The sequence below is a fragment of the Mesorhizobium sp. M0189 genome (genome assembly GCF_040322135.1).
In the GTDB taxonomy this organism is placed as follows: domain Bacteria; phylum Pseudomonadota; class Alphaproteobacteria; order Rhizobiales; family Rhizobiaceae; genus Mesorhizobium.
In genome coordinates this window covers 317,662-344,490 of sequence record NZ_JAMYSW010000003.1, presented here as the reverse complement: position 1 = coordinate 344,490, position 26,829 = coordinate 317,662, and the positions used below count along the sequence as shown (strand labels likewise).

The 26,829-nt window shown below is 62.8% G+C and carries 23 protein-coding genes and 1 riboswitch; of the genes, 6 read left to right on the top strand and 17 right to left on the bottom strand.

Translation table 11 applies throughout. From position 1 onward, the window contains the following. Positions 1–115: riboswitch (TPP riboswitch) on the bottom strand. Between the two features lie 127 nt (positions 116–242). The 4 genes from NKJ09_RS07415 to NKJ09_RS07400 are packed head-to-tail and all read left to right on the top strand — an operon-like array spanning position 243 to position 3,308. Further along, positions 243–887 (top strand): thiamine diphosphokinase, encoded by a 645-nt coding sequence (locus NKJ09_RS07415; protein ID WP_352494169.1) that lies wholly within the window; start codon positions 243–245, stop codon positions 885–887. Between the two features lies 1 nt (position 888). Further along, entirely contained in the window at positions 889–2,709 is a 1,821-nt protein-coding gene (locus NKJ09_RS07410) for an ABC-F family ATP-binding cassette domain-containing protein (RefSeq protein WP_352494168.1), read from the top strand. Between the two features lie 57 nt (positions 2,710–2,766). Then, a complete protein-coding gene (locus tag NKJ09_RS07405) occupies positions 2,767–3,009 on the top strand; it encodes a type II toxin-antitoxin system CcdA family antitoxin (RefSeq protein ID WP_352480905.1) in 243 nt (80 codons plus the stop codon). Beyond that, positions 3,009–3,308, top strand: coding sequence for a CcdB family protein (locus NKJ09_RS07400; protein WP_352480906.1), 300 nt, complete (start codon positions 3,009–3,011; stop codon positions 3,306–3,308). Before NKJ09_RS07405 ends, NKJ09_RS07400 begins: the two co-directional genes overlap by 1 nt. A 31-nt stretch (positions 3,309–3,339) precedes the next feature. On the opposite strand, the gene NKJ09_RS07395 is transcribed toward NKJ09_RS07400, so the two are convergent. Beyond that, entirely contained in the window at positions 3,340–5,046 is a 1,707-nt protein-coding gene (locus NKJ09_RS07395; protein ID WP_352494167.1) for a hypothetical protein, read from the bottom strand. Between the two features lie 74 nt (positions 5,047–5,120). Then, a complete protein-coding gene (locus tag NKJ09_RS07390) occupies positions 5,121–6,419 on the bottom strand; it encodes an adenylosuccinate synthase (protein ID WP_023680654.1) in 1,299 nt (432 codons plus the stop codon). Between the two features lie 216 nt (positions 6,420–6,635). On the opposite strand from NKJ09_RS07390, the gene NKJ09_RS07385 reads away from it, so the two are divergent. Next, positions 6,636–7,538 carry a DMT family transporter gene (locus NKJ09_RS07385; protein WP_352480908.1) on the top strand — a complete coding sequence of 301 codons (903 nt, stop codon included), beginning with the start codon at positions 6,636–6,638 and terminating at the stop codon, positions 7,536–7,538. Positions 7,539–7,622: 84 nt separating this feature from the next. Here the strand turns inward: NKJ09_RS07385 and serA are convergent, their stop codons facing one another. The 5 genes from serA to glmM form a co-directional block, all read right to left on the bottom strand. Beyond that, the gene (gene serA / locus NKJ09_RS07380) at positions 7,623–9,221 is read right to left on the bottom strand and encodes a phosphoglycerate dehydrogenase (RefSeq protein WP_352480909.1); all 1,599 of its coding nucleotides are present in this window, start codon (positions 9,219–9,221) and stop codon (positions 7,623–7,625) included. Positions 9,222–9,408: 187 nt separating this feature from the next. After that, positions 9,409–10,584 carry a phosphoserine transaminase gene (locus tag NKJ09_RS07375; protein WP_352494166.1) on the bottom strand — a complete coding sequence of 392 codons (1,176 nt, stop codon included), beginning with the start codon at positions 10,582–10,584 and terminating at the stop codon, positions 9,409–9,411. Positions 10,585–10,773: 189 nt separating this feature from the next. Next, a complete protein-coding gene (locus NKJ09_RS07370; RefSeq protein WP_352494165.1) occupies positions 10,774–11,523 on the bottom strand; it encodes an outer membrane beta-barrel protein in 750 nt (249 codons plus the stop codon). Positions 11,524–11,756: 233 nt separating this feature from the next. Then, positions 11,757–12,584 (bottom strand): outer membrane protein, encoded by an 828-nt coding sequence (locus NKJ09_RS07365; RefSeq protein ID WP_352494164.1) that lies wholly within the window; start codon positions 12,582–12,584, stop codon positions 11,757–11,759. Between the two features lie 226 nt (positions 12,585–12,810). After that, positions 12,811–14,163, bottom strand: a complete 1,353-nt coding sequence (glmM, locus tag NKJ09_RS07360) for a phosphoglucosamine mutase (protein ID WP_352494163.1) — start codon at positions 14,161–14,163, stop codon at positions 12,811–12,813. A gap of 874 nt (positions 14,164–15,037) precedes the next feature. Here glmM and NKJ09_RS07355 point away from each other — a divergent pair. Beyond that, positions 15,038–15,703: a hypothetical protein gene (locus NKJ09_RS07355; protein ID WP_502896311.1), complete on the top strand. Its 666-nt coding sequence runs from the start codon at positions 15,038–15,040 to the stop codon at positions 15,701–15,703. A 596-nt stretch (positions 15,704–16,299) separates the two neighbouring features. Here the strand turns inward: NKJ09_RS07355 and ftsH are convergent. The 10 genes from ftsH to ybgC all read right to left on the bottom strand — a co-directional run bounded on the left by ftsH (position 16,300) and on the right by ybgC (position 26,729). Further along, positions 16,300–18,225: an ATP-dependent zinc metalloprotease FtsH gene (gene ftsH / locus NKJ09_RS07350; protein WP_023677989.1), complete on the bottom strand. Its 1,926-nt coding sequence runs from the start codon at positions 18,223–18,225 to the stop codon at positions 16,300–16,302. Between the two features lie 106 nt (positions 18,226–18,331). Next, positions 18,332–19,753, bottom strand: coding sequence for a tRNA lysidine(34) synthetase TilS (gene tilS, locus NKJ09_RS07345; RefSeq protein ID WP_352494162.1), 1,422 nt, complete (start codon positions 19,751–19,753; stop codon positions 18,332–18,334). A 54-nt stretch (positions 19,754–19,807) separates the two neighbouring features. Continuing rightward, the gene (gene ybgF / locus NKJ09_RS07340; protein WP_023719604.1) at positions 19,808–20,917 is read right to left on the bottom strand and encodes a tol-pal system protein YbgF; all 1,110 of its coding nucleotides are present in this window, start codon (positions 20,915–20,917) and stop codon (positions 19,808–19,810) included. Between the two features lie 187 nt (positions 20,918–21,104). Then, positions 21,105–21,611, bottom strand: coding sequence for a peptidoglycan-associated lipoprotein Pal (pal, locus tag NKJ09_RS07335; protein WP_023677992.1), 507 nt, complete (start codon positions 21,609–21,611; stop codon positions 21,105–21,107). 231 nt (positions 21,612–21,842) lie between these two features. Further along, complete coding sequence (locus tag NKJ09_RS07330; RefSeq protein WP_352762541.1) at positions 21,843–22,220, bottom strand: four helix bundle protein; 378 nt, start codon at positions 22,218–22,220, stop codon at positions 21,843–21,845. A 44-nt stretch (positions 22,221–22,264) separates the two neighbouring features. Beyond that, positions 22,265–23,536: a Tol-Pal system beta propeller repeat protein TolB gene (gene tolB / locus NKJ09_RS07325; protein ID WP_502897679.1), complete on the bottom strand. Its 1,272-nt coding sequence runs from the start codon at positions 23,534–23,536 to the stop codon at positions 22,265–22,267. 80 nt (positions 23,537–23,616) lie between these two features. Then, positions 23,617–24,774, bottom strand: a complete 1,158-nt coding sequence (gene tolA, locus NKJ09_RS07320; RefSeq protein ID WP_352494161.1) for a cell envelope integrity protein TolA — start codon at positions 24,772–24,774, stop codon at positions 23,617–23,619. An 8-nt stretch (positions 24,775–24,782) separates the two neighbouring features. After that, positions 24,783–25,241 carry an ExbD/TolR family protein gene (locus NKJ09_RS07315; protein WP_352494160.1) on the bottom strand — a complete coding sequence of 153 codons (459 nt, stop codon included), beginning with the start codon at positions 25,239–25,241 and terminating at the stop codon, positions 24,783–24,785. A 9-nt stretch (positions 25,242–25,250) separates the two neighbouring features. Then, entirely contained in the window at positions 25,251–25,961 is a 711-nt protein-coding gene (gene tolQ, locus NKJ09_RS07310) for a protein TolQ (protein ID WP_254816465.1), read from the bottom strand. Positions 25,962–26,258: 297 nt separating this feature from the next. After that, positions 26,259–26,729, bottom strand: a complete 471-nt coding sequence (gene ybgC / locus NKJ09_RS07305) for a tol-pal system-associated acyl-CoA thioesterase (RefSeq protein ID WP_352494159.1) — start codon at positions 26,727–26,729, stop codon at positions 26,259–26,261. Positions 26,730–26,829: the final 100 nt, after the last annotated feature.

Here is a 26,829-nt window from a genome sequence, read left to right as displayed (position 1 = left end):
CTGTCCGAAACGTCTAATCCCTCCGCCGGTACAAACCGGATCAGGTTCAGCGGGTTGGCAGTCTTGCCTCTCAGCCGGTCCGCGAAGATCGCGTCCGGCACCCCGTTAGAGCGTTTCGACACATAGGCCCGGCCGAAGTGCTGCGCAAGCGGAAGTTTGCCGGGCATCCAAAGCGCGGCGTCCTGTTTCATCTGCCGTTTCATCTTCCGTTTCCGGGGCAGGGCTGGTAAGGGCCACGAGATATGAGCACATTCACCATCCTGCTTGGCGGCGATCTCATCCGCACGCCGCTGCTCGACCGCCAGGTCGAAGGCTCCCGCGTCATCGCTGCCGATGCCGGTATCGGCCATGCCCTTATGCTGGGCCTGATGCCGGAACTCTGGGTCGGCGATTTCGATTCCGTGCCTGCCGATTTGCCGGAGGATCTGGCCGCCGTGCCACGGCAGGTGTTTCCCGCCGAAAAGGACAAGACCGACGGTGAACTCGCTATCGCCGCCGCGCTCGAACGCGGTGCGACCAGCCTTGTGCTCGCAGGCGCCTTCGGCGGCAAACGCACCGACCACATCTTCCTGCATTTGGCGCTCAGCGTCCGGCTGGCGGAAGGCGGAACGGAAGTGCTTTTGACCAGCGGCGCACAGGAAGGCATTCCTTTGCTGCCTGGAAAGACTGGCTTCGATTATGTCGACGGTACGCTGTTTTCGGTGCTCGGCTTTTCGGATCTCGCCGGCCTGACAGTCACCGGCGCCAAATGGCCGCTCGCCCATGTCGAGGTTGCCTTCGGCTCGTCGCTGACCATTTCCAACGAGGTCAAGGGCCGGCTGGAAATCGCGCTGGCCAGCGGCCGCGCGCTGCTGCTCGCGCATCCTTTTTCCCTACCTGAAAGCTGACATGGCGCCGCCGCTTCTCAATCTCGACGGGATAAAGCTGACCTTTGGCGGCGCGCCGCTGCTCGACGGTGCCGCCCTGACGGCGTCAGCTGGCGACAAGATCGCCCTGGTCGGGCGCAACGGCTCTGGCAAGTCGACGCTCCTCAAGATCGCTGCCGGGCTGATCGAACCGCAGGACGGCGAAGTCTTCCGCCAGCCTTCGGCGACGGTGCGCTATTTGCCGCAAATGCCCGACATGGACGGTTTTGCGACCGTTCGCGCCTATGTCGAGGCGGGGCTCGGGCCCGCCGATGATCCCTACCGCGCCACCTATCTGATAGAGCATCTCGGCCTGACCGGCGAGGAACGGCCGAACGACCTCTCCGGGGGCGAGACGCGGCGCGCGGCACTCGCCCGCGTCATGGCGCCCGAGCCCGACATTCTTCTCCTCGATGAACCGACCAATCATCTTGACCTTTCGGTTATCGAATGGCTGGAGGAGGAGCTTGCCCGCACCTCCTCGGCCCTGGTCGTCATCTCGCATGACCGCCGTTTTCTCGAACGCGTGTCACGCGCCACAATTTGGCTCGACCGCGGCCAGACCCGCCGTCTCGATAAGGGCTTTGCCTATTTCGAGGAATGGCGCGACACGGTGTTGGAGGAGGAAGAGCGCGAGCAGCACAAGCTCGGCCGCCAGATCGTGCGCGAGGAGCACTGGCTGCGCTATGGCGTGACGGCAAGGCGCAAGCGCAACATGCGCCGGCTCGGTGAGTTGCAGACCATGCGCCAGCGCTTTCGCGGTCATCGTGGCGCCGAGGGTGCGGCGACGATGACAGCCAGCGACGCCGCCGAATCCGGCAAGCTGGTGATTGAGGCCAAGAACATCGAGAAGAGCTTTGGCGATCTGACCCTGGTCAAGGGATTCTCGACACGCATCCAGCGCGGCGATCGCGTCGGTCTGGTCGGGCCGAACGGCGCCGGCAAGACGACGCTATTGAAGATGCTGACCGGCGAATTGAAGCCGGACGCAGGCACGGTGCGGCTCGGCACCAACCTGGAGATCGCCACGCTCGACCAGAAGCGCGAGGCCGTCGATCCGCAGGAGACACTGGCGCAGTATCTCACCGACGGACGCGGCGAGAACCTTGTCATCAATGGCGAGCAGCGCCACGTCGTGTCCTACATGAAGGACTTCCTGTTCAAGCCGGAACAGGCGCGCACGCCGGTGCGCGAGCTTTCGGGCGGCGAGCGGGCACGGCTGATCCTCGCCCGCGTTTTGGCGCGGCCGGCAAACCTGCTTGTGCTCGACGAGCCGACCAACGATCTCGACATGGAGACGCTGGAGCTGCTGCAGGAACTGGTCGCCGGCTTTGCCGGCACGGTGATCCTGGTCAGCCACGATCGCGATTTCCTCGACCGCACGGTGACCAGCATCATCGCGCCGGATGGCGACGGCCGCTGGATCGAATATGCCGGCGGCTATTCCGATATGCTGGCGCAGCGCGGCGGCACCAGGCTGGACGACCGCAAGGCGCGGCCGAAGGCAGAGACCGGCGAGGCGACGGCGGCAAGCAGGAGCGAAGCGGCCGCTAGCAGGGGCCTGGCCAAGAAACTGTCGTTCAAGCAGAAATTCGCGCTGGAAACCTTACCCAAGAAGATCGAGGCGGTGTCGGCCTCGATCTCGCGGCTGGAGAACAACATCGCCGATCCGGCCTATTATGAGCGCGACCCGGCGTCGTTCCAGAAGACGATTGCCGCGCTCGACAAGGAGCGCGCCACGCTGGAAGCGCTCGAAGAGGAATGGCTGGAACTCGAGATGCTGCGCGAAGAGATGGAGGGGTGAGAGGTTGAATGCACGCTCATATGCGCCTACATTATGCGCATAAATGGGAGCGGCTCCATGCCTCGATCGAATCCAAAAACCCAAAGAAAGTCGGTTAATACATCGATCGACTCCGGATTGATCGAGGACGCCAAGGCGTTGGGCATCAATATATCCCGCGCTGCAGAAGAGGGTATCGCCAAGGCGATTTCGGCCGAAAAAACCCGGCGATGGCAGGAGGAAAACAAGGAAGCGATCGAGAGTTCCAATGACTATGTCAGGCGCAACGGCTTGCCTCTGGCCAAGCACCGGCTGTTTTGATGGCGCGTTATGATTTCTACCAGACTGCCGAAGGCGACGGTTATCTTCTCGATCTCCAGTCCGACCTTCTGGGACGGCTCGACACCAAGGTAGTCGTCCCGCTGATGCCAGCCAATAAGGCTCCAGTGCCGGGCCGCCGGCTAAATCCTATCTTCACCATCAACGGTAAGGACCATGTCATGGTCACTCAATTCATGTCAGCCTTGATGACATCTGAATTGCCCATTGCCGAAGGAAATCTTTCTCGCCATCACGACGACATCGTGAGCGCAATCGACATGTTGTTCCAAGGCTTCTGAGCCAAAGAGGGGTTGGGCTGGTGAGCCGGCCTCAACCCGCCGTCTTGGTTTGCCAGGCCTTCAGCGCCTCGTCGAACACCTTCTCGCCCGGAATGCCCTTTTCCATCGTGAGCAGCGCCCGCCGCCCGGTCTTGTAGACGACCGGCACGTCGATCCAGTCCTGGCCCCTGAGCAAGGTCAGATTGGCGTCTTCATCTGCCTTGGTATCGTTGAGCGCAACCAGGAAGAAACCGTCGGCGATCTTGGCCGGGATGCCGATCAGCGGGCTGCCGGCATCCTGCTCGGAGCCCTTCATGGCGACACGCAGGATGTTGTCGACGCCGCCGCCCTCGAAGCCGTCAGGCGTCAGGAAGATCATCTCGATGATATGGCTGGCCGGCAGTGTCTGGTCGGTGTTGCGACGGATCGTCATGCGCAACTGGATATCCTTGCCTGGAATGGTCGCCTCGGCGCGGATCGCCGGCTCGGGCGGCAGGTCGCCGCCGGGCGATTCCTGCACCAGTGACCAGACGATATTGCCGGGCTCGGCCGAGCCTTGAGCGGTGCTGGTGCGCTCCTCGTAGAAGATCGCTTTCTGGCCGACGGCCAGCGCGGCTTCCGGCGGAACTACCGTCGGTGCCGCTGCCGCCACGGGCGGTGTGGCGGCCGCTGCAGGCGCTGGCGGGACAGCTGCAGCATCGGCCGGCGCTGCCGCCCCGTTGGCGGGCGGCGTTGCGGGAGTTGGTGCAGCGGACCCGTCGACTGCTGGAGCATTGGCCGTGGCTTGCGCGTCTGCGGGCGCGGCCGGTGCCGGCGCGGCGGGTACCGGGCTGGTCGGCGTTTGTGCGGCCGACGGCGGCGTGGTCAGCGCGGCGACGGATTCGCCTTCGCCGATGCCCGCCTGCCCGGCCGCGGGGCCGGGATCGACCTCGTGGCCTTCGGGCGTCAGGCGCTGCGTGAACTTCGCGCCTTCGCCGGCCTCCGTCGGAGGCGCGGCGGCCGGGACGGCCGCATCGGCCACCGGCTTGGCCGGGGCTGGCTTTACCAGCGGTTCGGTGGCGACGGTTTTGGTCCCGTCGAGGCCGAGCATGCTGCCGAACGCATCCTTGTTCAGCCACATGCCGTAACCGCCACCGGCAATGACCAGCAAGGCGACGGCAGCGGCAATCACACCGCCATAGCTGCGCCTGCGCTCGGCAGGATGGAGCCGCTGGAACCTGTCCTCCGCGGGGTCGCCGTCGTTGGAAAAGTCATCGCCCCGAAAAACCCCGTCTTGGTCATCGGCTGTCGGAAGATCCATGTCGGACGGCGGCGGACCAGCGCGCTCCTGAGAAAGAGCGACGGGCTGCGGCTTTTGCCAGTTCGACGCCGGCTTGGCGGGCGTGGGCTGCCATGCCGGCCCAGTCTGTGCCGGCCCGGTCTTTGCCGGCTCGGTCTTGGCCGGCTCGGTTTTGGCCGGCTGGCGGACATGGCTGGGCTGGTTCTTGTTGCGGTCGATGGAGGAGAAGATGTCCTCCAGCTCCGCCAGCGGATCGGATGCCGGCGCCGGTTTGCCATACTCTCGCTCAATGCTTGCGATGGCATCTTCGAGTGCACGCTTCTGCCTGGCGACGTCCGACGGCGCAAGCGGTGGATCGCGTTCGGCAATCTTCTTTGCAATCGTCGAACGGGCCTTGTCGTAGACCCTGGCGCGCACCTCCGCCGACGGCTCGCCGAGATTGTCGAGCGTCTTTTTCAGAACAGAAACAAAATCTACCATGCTTCAGTCGACCTGCATTTTGTTTCTGGGCCGGCCCCCGCAAATCAGCCGCAATGCCCGGAAAGGCTGAGAAACTAGTCTTGAAACGGATCGGTCACAAGTATCGTGTCGTCCCGTTCAGGGCTGGTGGAAAGGAGTGCGACCGGCGCGCCGATCAGCTCTTCGATGTAGCGGACGTACTTCACCGCCTGGGCCGGCAGGTCGTTCCAGCTGCGCGCGCCGGCGGTGGTGCCTTTCCACCCCTCCAGCGTCTCGTAGACCGGTTCGACGCGCGCCTGCGCGCCCTGGCTGGCCGGCAGGTAATCGATCGCCTCGCCGTCGAGGCGGTAGCCGGTGCAGACCTTGATCTCGTCCAGCCCATCGAGCACATCGAGCTTGGTCAGCGCAATGCCCTTGATGCCGTTGACGGCGACAGCCTGGCGGACCAGCACGGCATCGAACCAGCCGCAGCGGCGCTTGCGGCCGGTGACGACGCCGAATTCATGGCCGCGCGTGCCCAGGAACTCGCCGATCTCGTTCTTCTGTTCGGTTGGAAACGGGCCTTCGCCAACGCGCGTCGTGTAGGCCTTGGTGATGCCGAGCACATAGCCGATGGCGCCCGGGCCGACGCCGGATCCAGCGGCGGCCTGGCCGGCAACCGTATTGGAGGAGGTAACGAACGGATAGGTGCCATGGTCGATGTCGAGCAGCGTGCCTTGCGCGCCTTCGAACAGGATGCGCTCGCCGGCGCGGCGCTTGTCATCGAGGATTTTCCAGACCCGGTCCATATAGGGCAGAATCTCGTCGGCGACCGAGATCAGCTCGCTCATGATCGCCTCATGCGTGACCTCGGCATGGCCGAGCCCACGGCGCAGCGCATTGTGGTGCGTCAGCAGCCTGTCGACCTTCAAGGGCAGCGTTTCCAAATCCGCCAAATCCATCACCCTGACCGCGCGTCGGCCCACCTTGTCTTCGTAGGCCGGACCGATGCCGCGACGGGTCGTGCCAATCTTCGTTCCGGAATTGGAAGCGGCGTCCTCGCGAAATCCGTCCAGCTCCCGGTGCAGCGACAGGATAAGCGCGGTGTTTTCGGCTATTTTCAGGCGGTCCGGCGTCACCTCGACGCCCTGTGCCTTCAATTTCGCCACCTCCGCGACGAAAGCGTGCGGATCGAAGACGACGCCATTGCCGATGATCGACAGCTTGCCTTGCCGCACCACGCCGGACGGCAGCAGCGACAGCTTGTAGACCTTGCCATCGACGACCAGCGTATGGCCGGCATTGTGGCCGCCCTGGAAGCGCACGACAACGTCGGCGCGCTCGGACAACCAGTCGACGATCTTGCCTTTGCCCTCATCGCCCCATTGCGAGCCGACGACCACCACATTGGCCATGCTTCTTTTCCCTTGAGATGCCGCGCCAGGCAGCTTGAAACGGTTCGAAACGACAGGCCTCTATAGCGTCAAGACCGGGCGAGCGCGACCATTCTTTGCCGCCCAAAACGCTCCGAGGCACAACAATTTTCGCCTTTGACATCATTTACTTGCGCGAGCTGCCGCAATAGGCCCGCATCGACCGCGCATTTCTCTCCGCCTGGCCGGGACTTCACGATGCATCGAGCCGCCTATCTGTTCCTGCTGTTCACCACCTTGCTGTGGGGCGGCAACTCCGTGGCGGGGAAGCTGGCGGTCGGTCATATCTCGCCGATGACACTTGTCTTCCTGCGTTGGCTGCTGGCGGTTCTGATCTTGCTGCCGATCGGCTGGGCAACGCTGCGCCAAGACTGGTCGGTGGTGCGCAGGCACTGGTTGCTGCTTGGCGGGCTCGGCGCTTGCGGCTTCGCCTTCTTCAACACGATCTTCTACACGGCGCTTAACTACACCACGGCAATCAACGTCTCGATCGAGCAGGCGGCGATCCCGATCGTCATCATCATCGCCAATTTCGTGTTCTTTCGCCTGCGCGTCAACGGCGTGCAGATCATCGGCGTCGTGCTGACCATCGCCGGCGTCGCGGTGACGGCGAGCCATGGCGATCCACGCCAGCTTCTCAGGCTGGATCTCAACTTCGGCGACGCCATCATGCTGATCGCCGTGCTTTGCTACTCCTTCTATTCGGTCGGGTTGCGGCTGAAGCCGGCCATCCGCTGGCAGAGCCTGATGCTGGCGCTGTCGGTTGCCGCACTCATCACATCGCTGCCTTTCTTCCTGTGGGAGATTGCCGCCGGCAAGGTCATCGTCCCCGATGCCCGCGGCTGGGCGGTCGCGTTCTATACCGCCATCGGTGCCTCGGTCATTTCGCAGATCTTCTATATCAGGGGCAACGAACTGATCGGCGCCAACAGGGCCGGCCTGTTCATCAATCTGGTGCCGATCTTCGGTACGCTGCTGTCGGTGCTGATCGTCGGCGAGACATTCCAGCTCTATCAGGCGCTGGCACTCGCGCTGGTGCTCAGCGGCATCAGCCTCGCCGAATACAGCGGACGGAAGACGGCGATATCCGCCGCTGAATGAAGTCGCTTGCCGCGACGTTTGACTGCGGTCCATCAACGACCGTGGAAGCGCCCCGCGTGCTGCTGCACACGGGGTGACCGAATTTCAGGCCACGCCGACGTCGAAGTGCAGCCGCTTGGCGGAGTCGATCGACTTGTGCGAGCGCACCTGCGCCAACACCTTTTCCGGGAACGGCGCATCGAGATAGAGCAATGCGATGGCATCGCCGCCCGGCCGGTTGCGGCCGAGCTGGAAATTGGCGATGTTGACGCCGTTCTCGCCGCAGACCGTGCCGAGCAGGCCGATGATCCCAGGCGCATCGGCATTCGTCGTGTAGAGCATGTGCTGGCCGACCTCGGCGTCGAGATTGATGCCCTTGATCTGGATGAAGCGCGGTTTGCCATCCGAGAAGCAGGTGCCGGCGATCGAGCGTGTCCTATGCTCGGTCTTGACCGTGAGCTTGATATAGCCGTCGAACACGCCGGATTTGTCGCGCTTGACCTCGGCGACGATGATGCCGCGCTCCTTCACCATGATCGGCGCCGACACCATGTTGACGTCGGAGACCTGCGGCCGGATCAGCCCGGCAAGGGTGGCGCTGATCAGCGCGCGCGTGTTCATCGTCGCGGTCGAGCCGTCGAACAGTATCTCGACCTCCTTGATTGGATCCTCGGTGACCTGGCCGACAAAGGCGCCGAGCACTTCGGCAAGCTTGACGAAAGGTTTCAGCCGCGGCGCCTCTTCGGCGGTGATCGACGGCATGTTGATGGCGTTGGAAACGGCGCCCTTGATCAGATAGTCGGACATCTGCTCGGCGACATGAAGGGCGACATTCTCCTGCGCTTCGGTGGTCGACGCGCCGAGATGCGGCGTCGCCACGACATTCTCCATGCCGAACAGTTCATTATACTCCGCCGGTTCGACCTCGAACACGTCGATGCCGGCGCCTGCCACCTTGCCGCTTTTCAGTGCCGCGATCAGGTCGGCCTCGACGACCAGCCCGCCACGCGCGCAATTGATGATGCGCACACCGGTCTTCATTTTGGCGATCGCCGCGGCATCGATGATGTTGCGCGTCTTGTCGGTGAGCGGTGTGTGCAGCGTGATGAAGTCGGCGCGGGCGAACAGCTCGTCGAGCTCGACCTTTTCGACGCCGAGCTCCTCGGCGCGGCTGTCCGACAGGAACGGATCGAAGGCGATGACATGCATCTTCAGGCCGACGCCGCGCGTAGCGACGATCGAGCCAATATTGCCGCAGCCGATGATGCCCAGCGTCTTGCCGGTGATCTCGACACCCATGAAGCGGTTCTTTTCCCATTTGCCGGCATGGGTCGAGGCGTTGGCCTCCGGTATCTGGCGGGCCAGCGCGAAGATCATGGCGATCGCATGCTCGGCAGTGGTGATCGAATTGCCGAAGGGCGTGTTCATCACGATGATGCCCTTGCGGCTCGCCGCCGGGATGTCGACATTGTCGACGCCGATGCCGGCGCGGCCCACGACCTTCAGCCTGGTCGCGGCGTTGATCAGCTTCTCCGTGACCTTTGTCGCCGAGCGGATGGCCAGCCCATCATACTGGTCGATCACCTCGAGCAATTTTTCCTTATCCTTGCCGAGATCCGGCAAATAGTCGACGTCGATGCCGCGATCCCTGAAGATCTGCACGGCGGTGGTGGAAAGTTTATCCGAGACGAGAACGCGAGGCATTGGCTTGGTCCTTTGCGATTGGCGTCCCTCCTTGAGGGGAGGGTCGGCGCGAAGCGCCGGGGTGGGGTCGGTGCGGCCGGATGCGGCCGAATCTTTCTGGATGGTGGATCGTTGAGCTCGTGTCGTTGAGCGGGTGGAGGCGACCCCACCCGGCCCTTCGGGCCACCCTCCCCTCGAGGGGGAGGGATCAGGCCGCCGCTTTGAGCGACGCCTTTTGCGCGGCAAAGGCCCAGTCCAGCCAAGGCAGCAGCGCCTCGAGGTCGGAGGCCTCGACCGTCGCGCCGCACCAGATGCGCAGGCCGGGCGGTGCGTCGCGATAGGCGCCGATGTCATAGGCGACGCCTTCCTTGTCGAGCACCGAGACAATTGCCTTGGCGAACGCGGCCTGTCCGTCGGCGTCGAGTGCCGCGACATCCGGATCGGTGAAGGAAAGGCATACCGATGTGTTCGAGCGCGTCGCCGGGTCGGCTGCAAGATGGCCGAGCCAGGAAGATTTCCGGACAAAGCCATCGAGCACGGCGGCATTGGCGTCGGCACGGGCGATCAGCGCATCGAGGCCGCCGATCGACTTCGCCCAATGCAGCGCATCGAGATAGTCCTCGACGCACAGCATCGACGGCGTGTTGATAGTCTCGCCCTTGAAGATGCCCTCGATCAGCTTACCGCCGGAAGTGAGGCGGAAGATCTTCGGCAGTGGCCAGGCCGGCTTGTAGCTTTCCAGGCGTTCGACGGCGCGCGGGCTGAGGATCAGCATGCCATGCGCGCCCTCACCGCCCAGCACCTTCTGCCAGGAGAAGGTGACGACGTCGAGTTTCTGAAAATCGAGCTTTTGCGCAAAGGCCGCCGAAGTGGCGTCGCAAATGGTCAGGCCCTTGCGGGTGGCCGGGATGAAATCGCCGTTCGGCAGGCGCACGCCCGACGTCGTGCCGTTCCAGGTGAAGACCACGTCGCGGTCGAAGTCTATTTTGGTCAGGTCGGGCAGTGCCCCGTAGTCGGCCTCTAACCTGCGCACATCGGCAAGCCTCAGCTGCTTGACCACATCGGTGACCCAGCCGGAGCCGAAGCTCTCCCAGGCGACCATGTCGACGCCGCGTTCGCCGAGCAGCGACCACAGCGCCATTTCGACCGCGCCGGTGTCCGAGGCCGGCACGATGCCGATGCGATAGTCTGCCGGAACCTGGAGGATTTCCCGCGTCAGATCGATCGCTTGTTCGAGCTTGGTCTTGCCGATCTTGGCACGGTGCGAGCGCCCGAGCGCGGCATTTTTGAGCGCCTCGACCGACCAGCCGGGGCGTTTTGCACAGGGACCTGAGGAAAAATTGGGATTTGCCGGACGGAATCCGGGCTTCGTATGCGTCGTCATCGTGGTCTATCCTTCCAGATAGTGGCCCCTCGTTGGGGAGGGGTGGCCCACGAACGGCGATATGCGTTCAGGCTTTCGGCGTCAAGGGGAAAGTTTTTGTCGCTGTCAGGATATTGCCAGCGCCCGGGGCAAAAATGCGAACGGCGGGCCTACGACCCGCCATTGTTAACGCCTCGGCTTCGATCGAGCCTACCAGAGGTCGTAGCGTAGTCCGACTTTGACTTGATGATTGTTGATTCCTTTGCGGATCGGAAAAGAAGTCAGGCTCTCCGCAGTCACATATTCGGCGTCTGGCGCGGAAAAATACTGATAGCCCAGATCGACTGAGACGTTCTTGGACACTTGGTAGGCAAGGCCGGCATTCAGCGTGTAGGCGAAGGAGTATTGGGTCTTGTTGTCACGCAGGACGAAATCGTCGGCGGGGTTGGCGTTGTCCGTGAAGTAGCTCGCCGAGAGGCGACGCTTGCTCTGGACGACACCGATACCAGCGCCGAGATAAGGTGTGATTCCGACATAGGTGCCAAGGTCGACATAGCCATTGAGTATGCCTGAGAAGGCATAGTTCTTCAGGGTCGCCGATGCCACCGTCGTTCCGTCGTTATAGCCGACGTCGATCTTGTTGCCGGGAAGATAGCCGACATTGAGATCGGCCCGCAGATAGTCGTTGAAATGGTAGCCGAAGCCTATGCTGGCGAAGATGGGATCTTCCTTTTCGTCGAAGCTCGCGGGCGTGAAGGCGAAATCCTCATCCTTGAAGCTCTTCTGCACCAGATAGGAGACATCGCCGCGCAGATACCATCCCGAGCCAACCTCGACCGGTACATAGTCGGGCGCCTGGTCGACATAGACCGGCGGATCGTAATCGGCGCCAAGCGCCGGCGTGAGCGGCATCAGGACGACTGCTGCAAGCGCCAGCACTACAGGCGATTTGAATGTCATGGTCCCCGGCTCCCGACTTGGCGCATTCGCGATCGCGCGCGCCGTTTCAGAGAGCATTGTTAACCATAGTGGTTAAGTGCGGGTTAAGGATAACAAGGCGTTAGCAATTGATTTGATCCGTTTTCGCTCCTCGAGCTGGACGGTATTACAGAGCAACGCAGCATCTTTAGGCAGCCAAACGAAACCGCCCGGCAGAAGCCGGGCGGTCGAAAAATTCCTCGATTTCGAAGTGACTACTTGGTGTAGACGGGCTCGGGTTCCGGAACATAAGGTTCCGGTTCAACGCAGTCCGATCTGCCGAACTGATAGCGCAGGCCGCCGCGCACCTCATGAACATTGATGCCGTCGTCATAGCCGGGGCCGACGCCGCTGCCGAAGTCGAACATCTTCCCACCGTTTATATGGCTGTAGCGGTAGCCGACGTCGAGCTTGACGCGATCGGTCAAACAGTAGGATGCGCCAACCATGGCAGCATAGGCAAAACGCCAGCCCTTGCCGCCGCGGTGGAAGAATTCACCGTCTTCATCGCTGTTGTGGAGTGTATCCCACTTAACCCAGGCACCGCCGATGCCGGCACCGACATAGGGCGTGATACCGTGCCATGTGCCGATATCGACATAGGCGTTGGCGAGCAGCAGCAGCGCCGTATAGGACGAGGTATCGACGGAAGTACAGGGATCTCCATCGAGGCAGATGCCGCTGGTCGAGCCGCGGAAGGTGGATTTGCTCATCCAGTCCGCGGTCAAGTCGGTGCGGAAGTGCCGGTCGATTTGATAGCCGACGCCGGCACCGGCCGAGAAGGCACTCTTCAGCTTGCCGCTGTCAAAAGTGCCGGTTCCGGGAGGCGGTCCATAGGTGATGTAGTCGCCGCCACGAAACTTCGACCAGTGATAGTCGATATCGCCGCGGATATACCAGCCGCCATACTCGGCCGGCGGCTCGTAGGCGATCGGTGGCGGCGCCTCCTCGACCACCGGCGGCTCGACGAAATCGGCGGCGAATGCCGGCCCGACGCCGGCAAACAGCGCGGCCAGGAGAGCCATTCTTGCTGTGTTGAACATGCTTATCACCCCTGAGAACCCTCGAACGGCGAACGCGCCCGAAATATGATTGACCTCAGTTGTGGATAATGAATCGGAAAGGTTAAAAGGCGTTTAACCGTATCGATTAACCACGAATCTCTAAAATCCGAGGATTCTGGCGGCCGTTGCTGTTGCAGGACTGACAGGCGATCCAACAAAAAGCCCGCCGGCAAGGCGGGCTTTTTGAACTGATATTGGAGGGGGATCAGGCGGCGCTGCGCGTTTCCGAAATGACCTCGACGATGTCGTTGACCACGGACTCGACAAGCTGCGGGTCGTCGCCCTCCGCCATGACACGGATGAGCGGCTCCGTGCCGGATGGCCGGATGACCAAGCGCCCGGCCTTGCCGAGGCGATGGCGCGCATCTTCGATCGCTGCCTTGACCGGCGCCTCCTCCAGCGGCTTGCCGCCGGAAATATGCACGTTCTTCAACAGCTGCGGCACCGGCTCGAACTTCTTCGACAATTCGCTGACCGGCCGGTTCTGCCGCTTGATGCAGGCGAGCACCTGGAGCGCCGAGACGAGGCCGTCGCCGGTGGTCGAGAAATCGGACAGCACGATGTGGCCCGACTGTTCGCCGCCGACATTGAGCCCATGGGCACGCATGTGCTCGACGACATAGCGGTCGCCGACCTTGGTGCGATGCAACTGCAGGTTCATGTCGCCGAGGAAGCGTTCGAGGCCGAGATTGGACATCACCGTCGAGACGACCCCGCCGCCGGCCAGCCGCCCGCTCTGGTGCCAGGATTCGGCGATCAGCGCCATGATCTGGTCGCCATCGACGATCGCGCCGTTCTCGTCGACAATGACGACGCGGTCGGCATCGCCGTCGAGCGCTATGCCGATATCGGCGCGCACCTCGTGCACCTTCTTTTGCAGGCCGGCCGGATGGGTCGAGCCGCATTCCTTGTTGATGTTGAAGCCGTTGGGCTCGACATTGATGGCAACGACCTCGGCGCCGAGTTCCCATAGCGCGTCGGGCGCCACCTTGTAGGCGGCGCCATTGGCGCAATCGACGACGATGCGCAGGCCCGACAGCGACATCGAGCGCGGCAGCGTGCGCTTGGCGAATTCAATATAGCGGTCATGCACGCCGTCGACGCGTTTGGCGCGGCCGAGCCCATCAGAATCGGCAAGCGCCAGTTCGATATCCTTGTCGAGCATCCCCTCGATACGCTCCTCGATCTCATCGGACAGCTTGTAGCCATCGGGGCCGAACAGCTTGATGCCATTGTCGTAATAGGGGTTGTGCGAGGCAGAGATCATCACCCCTATATCAGCGCGCAGCGAGCGCACCAGCATTGCAACCGCTGGCGTCGGGATCGGGCCGAGCAGGAAGACATCCATGCCGGCGGCGCACAGGCCCGACACCATCGCGTTCTCGATCATGTAGCCGGAAAGCCTGGTATCCTTGCCGAGCACGACGCGGTGGCGGTGGCTGCCGCGCTGGAACGAGAGGCCGGCGGCCATGCCGACCCTCATGGCGACCTCCGCCGTCATTGGAAACTTGTTGGCGCGCCCACGAATACCGTCCGTACCGAAATAATGTCCTGCCATGCTAGCCAGCTTCCCGATGGTTCTTTCCGAGCATCTCATGCCATAAAATCGGCCGAGCTCTGTCATCACATTGTATGATTATGGACGACCAATCCTTAGAAAATTGTTGTCTTGTGTGTTTTGCGTCACGCTAATGTGTTGATTTTCAAGTTTCGAGCCCTTGTTGCGGCAGCAGCATCAGAAACGTCAACCTCAAACCTCATCTGGATCCTTTGGTTTGTGACAGTGTGGCCTTGAACCCGAATCCGCATCGCGCTGCTTCAGACAGAGATAGGCTCAGGTCCGTCGCACCCGCCGATTTGACTGGCTGTCATGCGACGCAGTGTACTCGCTGGGAACGAGCCATATGCGCGCTCTCCGTGCAATGCACCCGGACGAACTTGGCTGGGAAACAGTCCCGGCAACGAATTCATCACCTTAAAGAAAAGAATGCACTTCTAAATTGTCTCTACGCTACTTAGCATCTGGCGCAACCAGCCGTTGAGCGCTATTGCTGCACTGGGACATATCATGAACCGCCATAGGGAGAAAACGCATGCTCATCCATCGACTTGCCACTTTGACGGGCCTTGCCGTCGCGACCTTATTCCTGGCGGCGCCTGCCAATGCGCTGACCATGGCCGAGTGCAGCACCAAGTATAACGCGGCCAAGGATGCGGGAACGCTTGGCGGGCAGAACTGGAACCAGTTCCGCAAGGCCCAATGCGGCACCGATGCCACCGCCGCTACGACCGATCCCGCCCCAGCCAAAGCCACGGCCAAGGCCGCCGACACCACCAAGGCAGCCGCCGGCGACGATGCGGCGCCTGGGCTGACGGCGAAGGAGTGCAGCACCAAGTACCAAGCGGCAAAAGCCGCCGGCACGCTGAACGGCATGAAGTGGAACGATTTCCGCAAGACCCAGTGCGCCGCCGACGCGACGGCAGCCGCACAACCCGCCGCCACGACCAAGGCTGCGGCAGCCACCGCCGACGACGCTGCGCCGGGCCTGACGGCCAAGGAATGCAGCACCAAATACCAGGCCGCCAAGGCTGCCGGCACGCTCAACGGCATGAAATGGAACGATTTCCGCAAGAGTGAATGCGCCGCCGGCGCAACTGCAGCGGCACAACCTGCCGCGGCACCTGCCAAGGCGACGACAGCTGCCGCGACCGATACCGGCAAAGGCCTCAGCATGGCTGATTGCAGCGCCAAATATCAGGCCGCCAAGTCCGGCAATACTTTGAACGGCATGAAGTGGAACGACTTCCGCAAGAGCCAATGCGGCGCCGGCGCAGCCGACGACGACGACACCCTGCCGGCTCCCGATGCGAAGTACACCGGCGATCCGCAAGCGCCGACCATCACCGCCCCCCAGGGCGTGAAATTCCCGACGGCGATCTCCAAGAAATACGCTACCGAGACCCCGGCCAAGGGCCGCATGCACACCTGCCTCGACCTGTATTACGCCAACAAGGACGCCAACACGCTGGGCGGCCTCAGGTGGATCCAGAAGGGCGGCGGCTTCTACAGCCTCTGCAACGCCAAGCTGAAGAGCTGACCAGCGCCATCATCCGACGACATGAGCCCGCGAGCCGCAAGGTTCGCGGGCTTTTTTGTTGCTGCATGCTGCCGCGCGTTCCGAAGAGGCGGCATCCGCGCGCAGTCGGCCGCCGCTCTAGCGATCTCCCCCCTCGTGGGGGAGATGTCCGGCAGGACCCGGCAGGACAGAGAGGGGCGCTGTCCCGCCGACATCGATGGTCGGCAGCACGCGCCACGTTTGGTCGAAGGAGCCTGAAACAAAAAACCCGCCTCGGCGGGCGGGTCGTTGGAGCCAATTGGCACCATACGCAAATTAGTAGCATAGCTGCCGGCACAAAGCAAGAACAAAATGTGGCGCCGTCGGCAAAAAACTGCGAATTTCCTTCACCGGCGCGCCTTGTCGATCTTCCCGAAGTCGTCAACGAGGACGATAGAAGGCCGCGTTCCTTCGCGCCCCTCTCTGTCCTGCCGGACATCTCCCCCGCGAGGGGGGAGATTGGCCGTCATCGTCACTTTCGGCAATTTCCAGCGATGCAGGAAGGGTCGCATTCCCCAAAGAAAAACGCCGCGGTCAGAGCCGCGGCGTTTCGAAGTCGATCTCTCCTGGGCCGGAGCCTAGCTTGACGGCTGGGGTTCCATACCGCCTTCGGGCTCGGGGCCCTTCTTGCGGCGGCCGGACTTCGGCACGGCCGAGCCGCGGCTCGGCGGTGTGTCGTCGCCGAGGTCGCGTGCGGGCTTATTGCCGGCGATCAGCTGCTTGATCTCCTCGCCGGACAGCGTCTCGTATTCGAGCAGGCCTTGCGCCAGCGCGATCCATTCCTTCTTCTTCTTGGTCAGGATGGACCTTGCCGTCGAATAGGCCTCGTCGATCAGCCGGCGCACTTCGGCGTCGATGATCTGCGCCGTCTCTTCCGAGATATTCTGCGTGCGCGCCACCGAATGGCCGAGGAACACCTCCTCCTGGTTGTCGCCATAGGCGACATGGCCGAGCTTGTCGGAGAAGCCCCAGCGCGTCACCATGGCGCGCGCCAGCTTGGTCGCCTGCTCGATATCGGAAGAGGCGCCTGAGGTGATGTTCTCCTTGCCGAACTTGAACTCCTCGGCGACACGGCCGCCCATCATGATGGCGAGGCGCGAGATCATGTATTTGTAGCTCATCGAATAGCGGTCGCCTTCCGGCAGCTGCATGACCATGCCGAGTGCCCGGCCGCGCGGGATGATGGTCGCCTTGTGCAGCGGATCGGCCGACGGCACATTGAGCGCCAGGATGGCGTGGCCGGCCTCGTGATAGGCTGTCAGCTCCTTCTCAGCCTGCGTCATCGCCGACGAGCGGCGCTCGGCGCCCATCATGATCTTGTCCTTGGCGTCCTCGAATTCGGCCATGGTGACGAGGCGTTTGTTGCGCCGCGCCGCCATCAGGGCGGACTCGTTGACCAGGTTCATCAGGTCGGCGCCGGAAAAGCCCGGCGTGCCGCGTGCGATCACCTTGAGGTCGACATTGGGCGCCAGCGGCACGTTGCGCACATGCACCTTCAGGATCTTCTCGCGGCCGACGATGTCGGGATTCGGCACCACCACCTGGCGATCGAAGCGGCCCGGCCTGAGCAGCGCCGGATCGAGCACGTCGGGCCGGTTGGTGGCGGCGATCAGGATGATGCTTTCGTTGGATTCGAAGCCATCCATCTCGACCAGCAGCTGGTTCAGCGTCTGCTCGCGCTCGTCATTGCCGCCGCCGAGGCCGGCACCGCGATGGCGGCCGACGGCGTCGATTTCGTCGATGAAGATGATGCAAGGGGCGTTCTTCTTGGCCTGGTCGAACATGTCGCGGACGCGGCTTGCGCCGACGCCGACGAACATCTCGACGAAGTCCGAGCCGGAAATGGTGAAGAACGGCACGTTGGCTTCACCGGCGACCGAGCGGGCGAGCAGCGTCTTGCCGGTTCCGGGAGGACCGACGAGCAGCACGCCGCGCGGGATCTTGCCGCCGAGCCGCTGGAATTTCTGCGGGTCGCGCAGGAACTCGACGATCTCTTCCAGATCTTCCTTGGCTTCGTCGACGCCGGCGACGTCCTGGAAGGTGACGCGGCCATGCGCTTCGGTCAACAGCTTCGCCTTCGACTTGCCGAAGCCCATGGCGCGGCCGGAACCGGACTGCATCTGGCGCATGAAGAATATCCAGACGCCGAGGATGAGGATCATCGGCAGCCAGGAGATCAGGGTGCCGAACAGCGAATTGGAGCCGTCGGATTCAGGACGCGCATTAATGGTGACGTTCTTGTCCTGCAACCGCGAAACCAGCGACGGGTCCCCAGGCGAATAGGTCTGGAAGCCGTTGGAGCTGTCCGTGTAGTTGCCGGAGATACGGGCGCCGGCGATGGTCACCGACTTGATCCGTCCCGCCGCGACCTCCTGTAGGAACTGCGAATAGGGGACATCGCTCGAGGCTCCACGCGTCTGCGGCGTCTGGAAAAGATTGAAGAGAGCGATGAGCAGGACCGCTATGATCGCCCAGAGCGCGAGGTTGCGATAATTTGGATTCATCAATTGTCCCGTTGGCGCCCGCTGGGCGGACGCACGTCGTGAGAGGAAACTTGGCCCTAACATAGGGAGAGCGTCTCCCCTTGCCAAGCATAACAGCAGGTCTCGGTTAAGCTTTCGCCCGTGGTAGGCCGGCACTGTGGCCGCCGAATGGCGCGGCTGGAACCGGCGCCGCGCCAAGCAACGCGGCGACGGCATCGGCCGGCGCCAGATCGAAGGACGGCAGGAAACGGGCGAAGGGCGCGACTGCCGGATATGCGGCGACCGCCGCCGGCATCGGGCTTTCCTCAGGCAAACCCGGGCCTTGCCCAGGCAGACCAAGGCACTCGCCATCCCGCCATAGCGCTGGTTCGGCGGCCAAGGCGGCACGCACAAGGCTTGCCGGCGTGCCATGCCCGGCAATTGCCCGCTTTGCGGCAAGAGCCACCCCGAGCGGGGCAACCAACAGCGGCGCGATCAACAATGCACCTGAACTGTCGCTCAATGTGATCCGTCTGCGGCCGTCCCAAAGGGCATTGTCGGAAACCGCAACAGCGGGCGGCAGATCGCGCAACTCACGATGCAGAAAGATGCCGGTACGCCGGGCATCGACCACGCTCCGCGACAATGTGGCACAAAGCGGCCCGGCCCGGAGCCGGCCGAAAAGGGCTTCGCCGCGGGCCTGGTCGGGAAGGAAGGCGGTACCGCCGGTCGCCGCCAGCAGGATGCGCAGCGCATAAATAGCCGCCCGGCGGTCGGCGACCGTCGCAAAATCCTGATCGAGGCGGACGAGGCCGGCGGCCGGCCTGGAGGCCAAGCCGCGGATCAGCATGGCCGCGCGCTGTCCTAACTGCTCACGCTCGACCGCCGCCTTTCTGGCCAGCGCCATCGTTTCAGCCATGCGAAGCGCATCGTCGCCTTCAACAAGTGCTGCGCGGACGCGCGGGCGCTCGAAAGCAGTGTCGGCATTGGTCGGGTCCTCGACCCAAGCGACCTGTTCGCGCCGGAGGAATTCGCGCAGCGCCGCACGCCGCACGCCGAGCAGCGGCCGCACGATCCAGTACCGCCAGTCGTAGAGGGTTGCCGGCGCCATGCCGGCAAGGCCCCGCGGCCTCTCCTCACTTGGCACCTCGTCACGCGCTTGCCTCATCAGCACGGTCTCGGCCTGGTCGTCGGCGGTGTGGCCGGTCAGGATCAGCCCGACGCCTGCCGCTTCGGCGGCCTCGGCGAGCAGCCGGTATCGGGCTTCGCGCGCGGCGGCGGGCAGGCCGGTCGCTGGTTTGTGCCCCGACCAGACGACGATGCGATGGGCAATGCCGCGCGCCGCGCACAGCCTGGCCACGGCTTGCGCTTCCGCTGCCGCTTGCGGCCGCAATTGGTGATCGATCGTCACCGCCAGCAATTTCGTTGCCGGTGCGGTACGGTCGAGATGGGCTTTGAGGAGGAGGAGAAGGGCGGTCGAGTCGCTGCCGCCGGACACGGCCACAACAGCGCCGTTGGAAAAGTCGATCCGCGAAAAATCCGAAAGATCAGGCTCGGTGTCGAGCGTCATGCATGTCGCCCAAAAGTGGGCCCGGTTTTGGGGCAACGACGTGCAACAGAAAAACTAGCACGCCGCGAGTGCCCTTTCCTGCTTGACCCGCTCCTTGAGCGCGCCGGAAATATCGGGGTAGCGCTTGCCGATCTCGCTGAAGGTGGCACAGGCCACGTCGCGCTGCTTCAGCCCGACCAGTGAGACGCCGAGCTTCAGCAGCATGTCTGGCGCTTTCTTGGCCTTGGGATAGTCCTTGCTGGCTGCGAGGAAAGTCTCGGCCGCATCGCGGTATTTCTGCTGGCCGAGCAGCGATTCACCGAGCCAGTAATGCGCGTCCGCCGCTTTGGCGTCCCGGGGAAACCGAGCGATATGGTCGCGGAAGCCCTGTTCGGCGGTGCTGTAGTCGCCCGACAGGATGAACTGGTAAGAGTTGCGGTAAAGCTCCTCCGGGTCGTTGGTCGAGGGGAGTGCCGCGACCACCGTATCGTCGGATTTGCCGGCCTTGTTGCCGGCTGCGTTGGCGCCGTTGGCTGGGGCCGTATTCTGCTCCGGCGCGTTCGCCTGCGCATTGCCATCGGCTTCGACGACATTGCCGTTTTTGTCGACGGTGATGGTGCCGAACGTCTTGGGCGGCGCGCCGGGGATCAGCTTGCCGGGATCGCCGTTGGGCGATTCGACGATGACGTCCTCGACGCTCTTGTCGCCGGCTGGCGGCGTGTCGGCAGCGGCCGGAGCCTGCGTTGCAGGCGCCTCCGCCACGTTACTGTCGCCGTTGGGGTTGTCGCTGTTGGGCGCCGCCTCGGACTTCTTCTGCTCGGCCGGCTGCTGCGCGCCTTGCGGACCGCCTTCCAACTGCTGGAAGCGGAATTCGTTGTCTTCCTGCTGCTTGCGGATCTGCTCCTGCATCTGCAGGACCTGGAAGTTGAGTTCCTCGATCTTGCCGTTCATCTGCCGGAGCTGTTCCTCCAGCGCCGGAGTGCCGGTGCCATCCTGTTGCGCGAGTTGAACCTGATCCGGCTTTTTCTTTTCACCGAAAATGCCGGGCAGTTTGATCGTCGGCAGATGGAAGGAAAAGCCGCTTTCCGATGACTGCTCGGTGCCGCTTGCCCCGTCAGCAAGTGCCGCGATACTTGATACGAGCAGCAGCGCAAGCGTGCCGCTCAAGACCGATCTGAAATGCATGTGCCTCTCGCCGTGAAACCGTTGTTGCGCGCCTCTCACTCGAAGTAGACCAGCCAACTGGGACTAGCCAGACGCTCTCGGCTCTTAACAGGACGTGAGACTTCGGCCAAATTTTGTTTGGAGCGGGCAGATATGAAAAAGGCGGCCCTTTGGCCGCCTTTCGCACCAAGTGTTGCATTTATGCCGATCAGGAGCCGGCGCCGCCCAGGGTGGTTACGGCGCGGCGGTTCTGCGACCAGCAGGAGATGTCGTCGCAAACCGCGACCGGACGCTCCTTGCCATAGGAAATGGTCTTCAGGCGCTGCGCCGAAACGCCCTTGGCGACCAGGAAGTCGCGGGTGGCGGCAGCACGGCGGGCGCCGAGCGCCAGATTGTATTCGCGCGTGCCGCGCTCGTCGGCATGGCCTTCGATGACGATGGCATACTGCTTGTACTGGTTCAGCCACTGTGCCTGGCGCGACAGTGTCGTCTGCGCATCAGCGCGGATCGAGGATGAATCGGTGTCGAAGAAGATGCGGTCGCCGATGTTGACGGTGAAGTCCTGGGCCGACCCGGGCGTTGCCGCGCCGGCGCCGTTGAGGCCGAGATCGGCGGCGCTGTTCGGCGTCTTCTTCGAGGCGCAACCGGTAATCGCGAGCATCGCGACCAGCGCGATCATGACCGGGTTTGTGGTAAGTGCTGCGATACGGCCCATGCCGCCTCTCCTTCGCAATTCGAGTGATTTCATTGATCGTCCAGTAACCACGTTTGGGTTAACCGGCGCTCAAGAAACACGGTTAAAATTTGGTTTCGGCTGCCGTCCACAACCGTTCTGCCGAGGGCTACTCAAGGGCGACAATGAGCGCGGACCGTAGGCGGAAATGCGGCCAAAACATGAAAAAGAGGGAATTGAAGAATTGAAGAGTTGAGGAATTGAGGAAAGAGATCACCTCAGCTTCTCTCTGAGATTGACCAGCATTCCGTAGATGCGGGCATAGGATTGCAACCAGTCGTCGCGTTGCACCTGTGTGATATACTCGAGGTCGAACGCATACGAAATCCACGTCTCCACTTCACTGCATGACCCTATGGCCATCGAAATGACGCGTGCGAATTCGGGCTTGGAGCGGGTCTGTTTGGCAAAACCCTCAGCCAAATTGGCGCAGATCGCCTTGCTGGAACGACGTAGTTGATCGGCGAGCGCGTATTGCTCCATTTTCGGAAAAGCAAGCGTGGCTCTGTGTACCCCAAGGGAAACCGCATAGGCGCGCTTATAGACTTCCAAATCCCTCGCGTGCTCGATGTAGGCCCCTGGCTTCTCCATTCTTCAGTTCTTCAACTCGTCAGTTCGTCAATTCCTCAGTTCCTCTATTCGAGCAGCGGCGACCAGGCCGGATCCGAGGCGAAGTTCGCTGTCGGGATCGACTGTTCATTGCGGCCGGTGAGGTCGACCGACACAAGTTTTGGTCCGCCATTGGAATCGCGGAAGAACATCAGCACCCGGCCGTTGGGTGCCCAGGTCGGCCCTTCCTGCTGAAAGCCGGTGGACAGGATGCGCTCACCCGAACCGTCGGTGCGCATGACGCCGATCTGGAATTCGCCGCCGGTCTGCTTGGTGAAGGCGATGAGATCGCCGCGCGGCGACCACACCGGCGTCGAATAGACGCCGTCGCCGAACGAGATGCGGGTCTGGCCCGAGCCGTCGGCGCCCATCACATAGATCTGCGCCCGGCCGCCGCGGTCCGAGGTGAACACCACCTTGCTGCCGTCGGGCGAGTAGGACGGTGAGGTATCGATGGCGGTCGAATTGGTAAGCCTGGTCGTCGAGCGGCTTCTCAGGTCCATGGCGAAGATGTTGGAATTTCCGTCGTCGCGCAGAAGGCTCATGATTACTTTCTGGCCGTCCGGCGAAAAGCGCGGCGCAAACGTCATGCCGGGGAAATTGCCGACCAGCTCGCGCTGCCCCGTCTCGATCTGCAGCAGGTACACCCGCGGCTGACCGCTCTCGTAGGACATATAGGTGATTTCCTGCCGGTTGGGCGAGAAGCGCGGCGTCAGCACAATCGACTTGCCGTTCGAGAGATAGCGGACGTTGGCGCCGTCCTGGTCCATGATCGCAAGCCGCTTCTTGCGCGCATTCTTGGCACCGGACTCGTCGATGAAGACGACGCGCGTGTCGAAATAGCCCTTCTCGCCGGTCAGCCGCTCATAGATGGCGTCGGCGATGATGTGGGCGACGCGCCTTGTATTGGCGTCGTTGGCGAAGAACTGTTCGCCCGACATCTGCTGCCCGGCGAAGGTGTCCCACAGCCGGTACTGGGCGCGGACACGGCCGTCAGCCTCCTTGCCGACACTGCCGGTAACCAGCGCCTGCGCATTGATCACCTTCCAGTCTTCGAAGCGCGGCGTCGCATCAGGGTTCGAGATCTTTTCGATGAAGGCGCTTTTGTCGATCGGCGCGAACAGGCCGGAGCGTTTCAGGTCGGCACTGACGATGTCGGAAATCTCGGCGCCGAGCGCATCGCCGCCCTGGAAATCGGTGATGGCGATCGGCAACGGCTCGACATTGCCCTTGTTGACGTTGAGCTCAACGAGCGCCCGCGCCGGCAGGGTGGCAGCAACGGTCATGCCCAGCGCCATCGCTGCGATCGCCAGGAGCGGCTTGAGAATGGATTTCATGTCTTCTCGCTTCTCTTCAAGGATTCTATGGGGGCGCCGGCCTAGAGGCCCAGCATCTCCCTCGGATCGAAAGTGACCTGGATGTCGGACCAGATGTCCTGCTTGCCTGCGGGAACCTGCAAGCCAGCCATGTCGCATTTCTGAACCGCGCGAACGGCACTTTCGTCAAACGGGCGGTTTCCGCTCGACTTTTCGACAGTAGGCCGGCCATCCAGCTTGCCCGACGCGTCAAGATTGAAGCGGACCACGGCGACGAGATCCTCCGCGCCTTCCACTCCGACTGGCAGGGTCCAGCATCCTTGAAGCTGATTTTCCAGGGTTCCCATCTCCGATTTGGAGAGCTTCTGGCCCTGATCCTTGTCGCCGCCGAGCGAAGACTGTTGGGTCGAGCGCTTGGCGCCGCCACCGGCCGGCTTCCGCTTGTCGAGCAGAGCCGAAATCTCGTCGGCGTTGAATTGCTTGTCGTCCGATTTCGGCTTGGATGAGGCTTCCTTGACCGGCTTGTCGGCATCCTTGCGCTCCGGCGCCTTGGCGCTTTCGGCCTGGACCGGCTGCGGCTTCGGCCGAGCCTCAGGCGCGGGGGCCGAGTCGGGAAGCTGCGCCTCCTCGGTTGGCGGTTCCTTGGCAATCGCCTCGGCGACGGCGTCCGGCTTGACCTCGGGCTGTGGATCGATCGCGGCGGTCTTGTCCTGCGGCGGCGTGGGCGTCGGCTCCTTGGCCGGCGTCGGCTTGGGCTCGGTCTGCTTGACCGGTTCTGGCTTGACCTCTTCCTTCGGCTGCGGCACCGGCGCTACCTCCGTAGCGGGAATTGGCTTCGGCTCTTCCTTCGGCTTCGGCACGTCCTCGGGCTTGGGCTTTTCGACCGGCGTCGGCGCGGGTGGCGGGGCCGCCGTCATGTCGACTGGCTGGGGCTTGGGCTCAGGTGTCGGCGGCTTGTCGGTGTCGACGCTGTTATCGCCGACTTTCTGGGCGTCGGGAACGATGTCGGGACGCTGCGTCGGCACCGGCGCCGGCTTGTCGTGCATCACAGCCTTCTTGTCGCCTTGCAGGATCTGTGCCGTCGCTTCCATCGGCACGATCTCGACCGACACCGATTCCGCATCAGACGCGGGCATCGCGGGCGGCGAGGACAACGTGAACAGGCCGAAGGCCAGCGCCACCGTATGCAAGATCACCGATGTGGTGAGGCCGGTCCGCATGTTCTTGTCTACTGATCCTGTTCCTGCAGTGACAGGAGACTCATGTTCTTGTAGCCAGCGGCTTGGACATAGCCCATGACCTTCAGAGCCGCTCCATAATTGGTTGCCTTGTCGGCGCGAACGAAAATGCGCTCGTCATAGCCGGTCTTCGAAATCGCCTGCAGCTTTGCCACCAGTTCCTCGATCGGGATCTCGGTTTCCTGAATGAAAATCTGGCCGGCGGCATTGATTGATAGGGTAATCGGTTGCGTGTCGGCCGCAATCGGCTTGGCCTGAGTTTCCGGCAGATCGACCGGAACGCCGACCGTCAGCAACGGCGCCGCGACCATGAAGATGATCAGCAGCACCAGCATCACGTCGACCATCGGCGTGACGTTGATCTCCGATATCAGGGCGTGATGGCGGCCGCGCCGCCTGTGGCCGCGCCCGCCGCGTCCTCCGCCACCTGCGCTTACGGACATTCCCATGATCGTTCCTCAGGCCTTCTGCGCGACTTTTTCATCGATTTGGCGCGAGAGTATGGCGGAGAACTCATCCGCGAACCCTTCCATGCGGACCGCGATCTTGCTCGCGTCCGACGACAGCTTGTTGTAGGCGATGACGGCGGGGATGGCGGCGAGCAGGCCGATGGCCGTCGCCAGCAGCGCCTCAGCGATACCGGGCGCGACCACCGACAGGCTGGTGTTCTTCGAGGCGGCGATCGCCTGGAACGAAGTCATGATGCCGATAACCGTGCCGAACAGGCCGATGAAGGGCGCCGCCGAGCCGGTGGTGGCGAGAAAGCCGAGCCGCCCTTCCAGCTTTTCCATCTCCCGGGTCAGCGCCAGATCCATCGCCTTGTCGATGCGGGTCTGCAGGCCGAGCGGCGATTTCGCGCCCTTCTCGAAGCTCTTCTTCCATTCGCGCATGGCGGCGACGAAGATCGCGCTCATGCCGGTCGTCTTGCGGTCGGCGAGCGTGCGGTAAAGTTCTTCCAGCGACTGTCCCGACCAGAACACCTGTTCGAAGCGATTGAGCGCCAGCCGCATGCGGGCATAGGCGACGAGCTTGTCGACGATGATCGCCCAGGTCCAGATCGAGGCGCAGAGCAGCCCGATCATGACCAGCTTGACCACCCAACCGGCCTGCATGAACAAGGCCCAAATCGATAAATGCGCGCCCGGTTCGGCGAGAGCGATGTTTTCCATGTTACGTCCTTAAAGATTTTCCGGGCGTGGCTGGCGGCTGGCCCATGGGCATCCCTTGTGGTCCGTTCGCGTTAAGCTGGCGGAATAACCCCAAATGCACCATTGGCGGCCTTTTCGGGGCAAATATTGGTGAAAGGAAGGCGCTTGGATTCTCCCAATCTTAACCAATCCCTTCATGGACCGTTATGGTTAAGGATGGGTTAGGACGTACAGCGCGGCGCATTGCCGCGCCCCGACGAGCCGCCGGCGGTCCTGGCCCCCTAACCGAGAGCTCCGGGATCGTCCGCCTCTGAACCCTTATTTGCGCGTTCTGGGCATGAAGGCTGCGATCCACTCCTTGGGAAAGCGCCGCGGCCGTCCGTTGTCGCCGACGATCGCCGCTTCGACCCGCGCCTCGACCAGCACTTCGCTGCCGCGCTTCAACTGTTGCGCCATGACGATCCGCGCACCGGAAATCTCGTCGGTGCGCGTATCGATGGTCAGGATGTCGTCCATGCGCGCCGAACCGCGGAAATCGATTTCCATGCGCCGCACCACCCAGACTATTTTCTCGCCATGTTCGCCCTCGGCAAGCTCGGTGTGGTGGACGCCGGCCAAGCGCAGATAATCGGAACGGCCGCGCTCGAAGAACTCGAGATAGCGCGCGTGGTAGACGACGCCGGAAAAATCGGTGTCTGCATAATAGACCCGCGCCATCAATCGATGGCCGAATTCCGTCAGCGCGCCGGAAAGCCCGGCGGACAATGCCGATTCACGGTGATCGTCCATTGCTGTCCTTTTGGCCCGACGGGCCCTGTTTTAAGCAACACCTGTTTTGCGCATAGACCGGCGATGATCAAGACCTGGAGGGCGGGGCCGGGAACTGCCA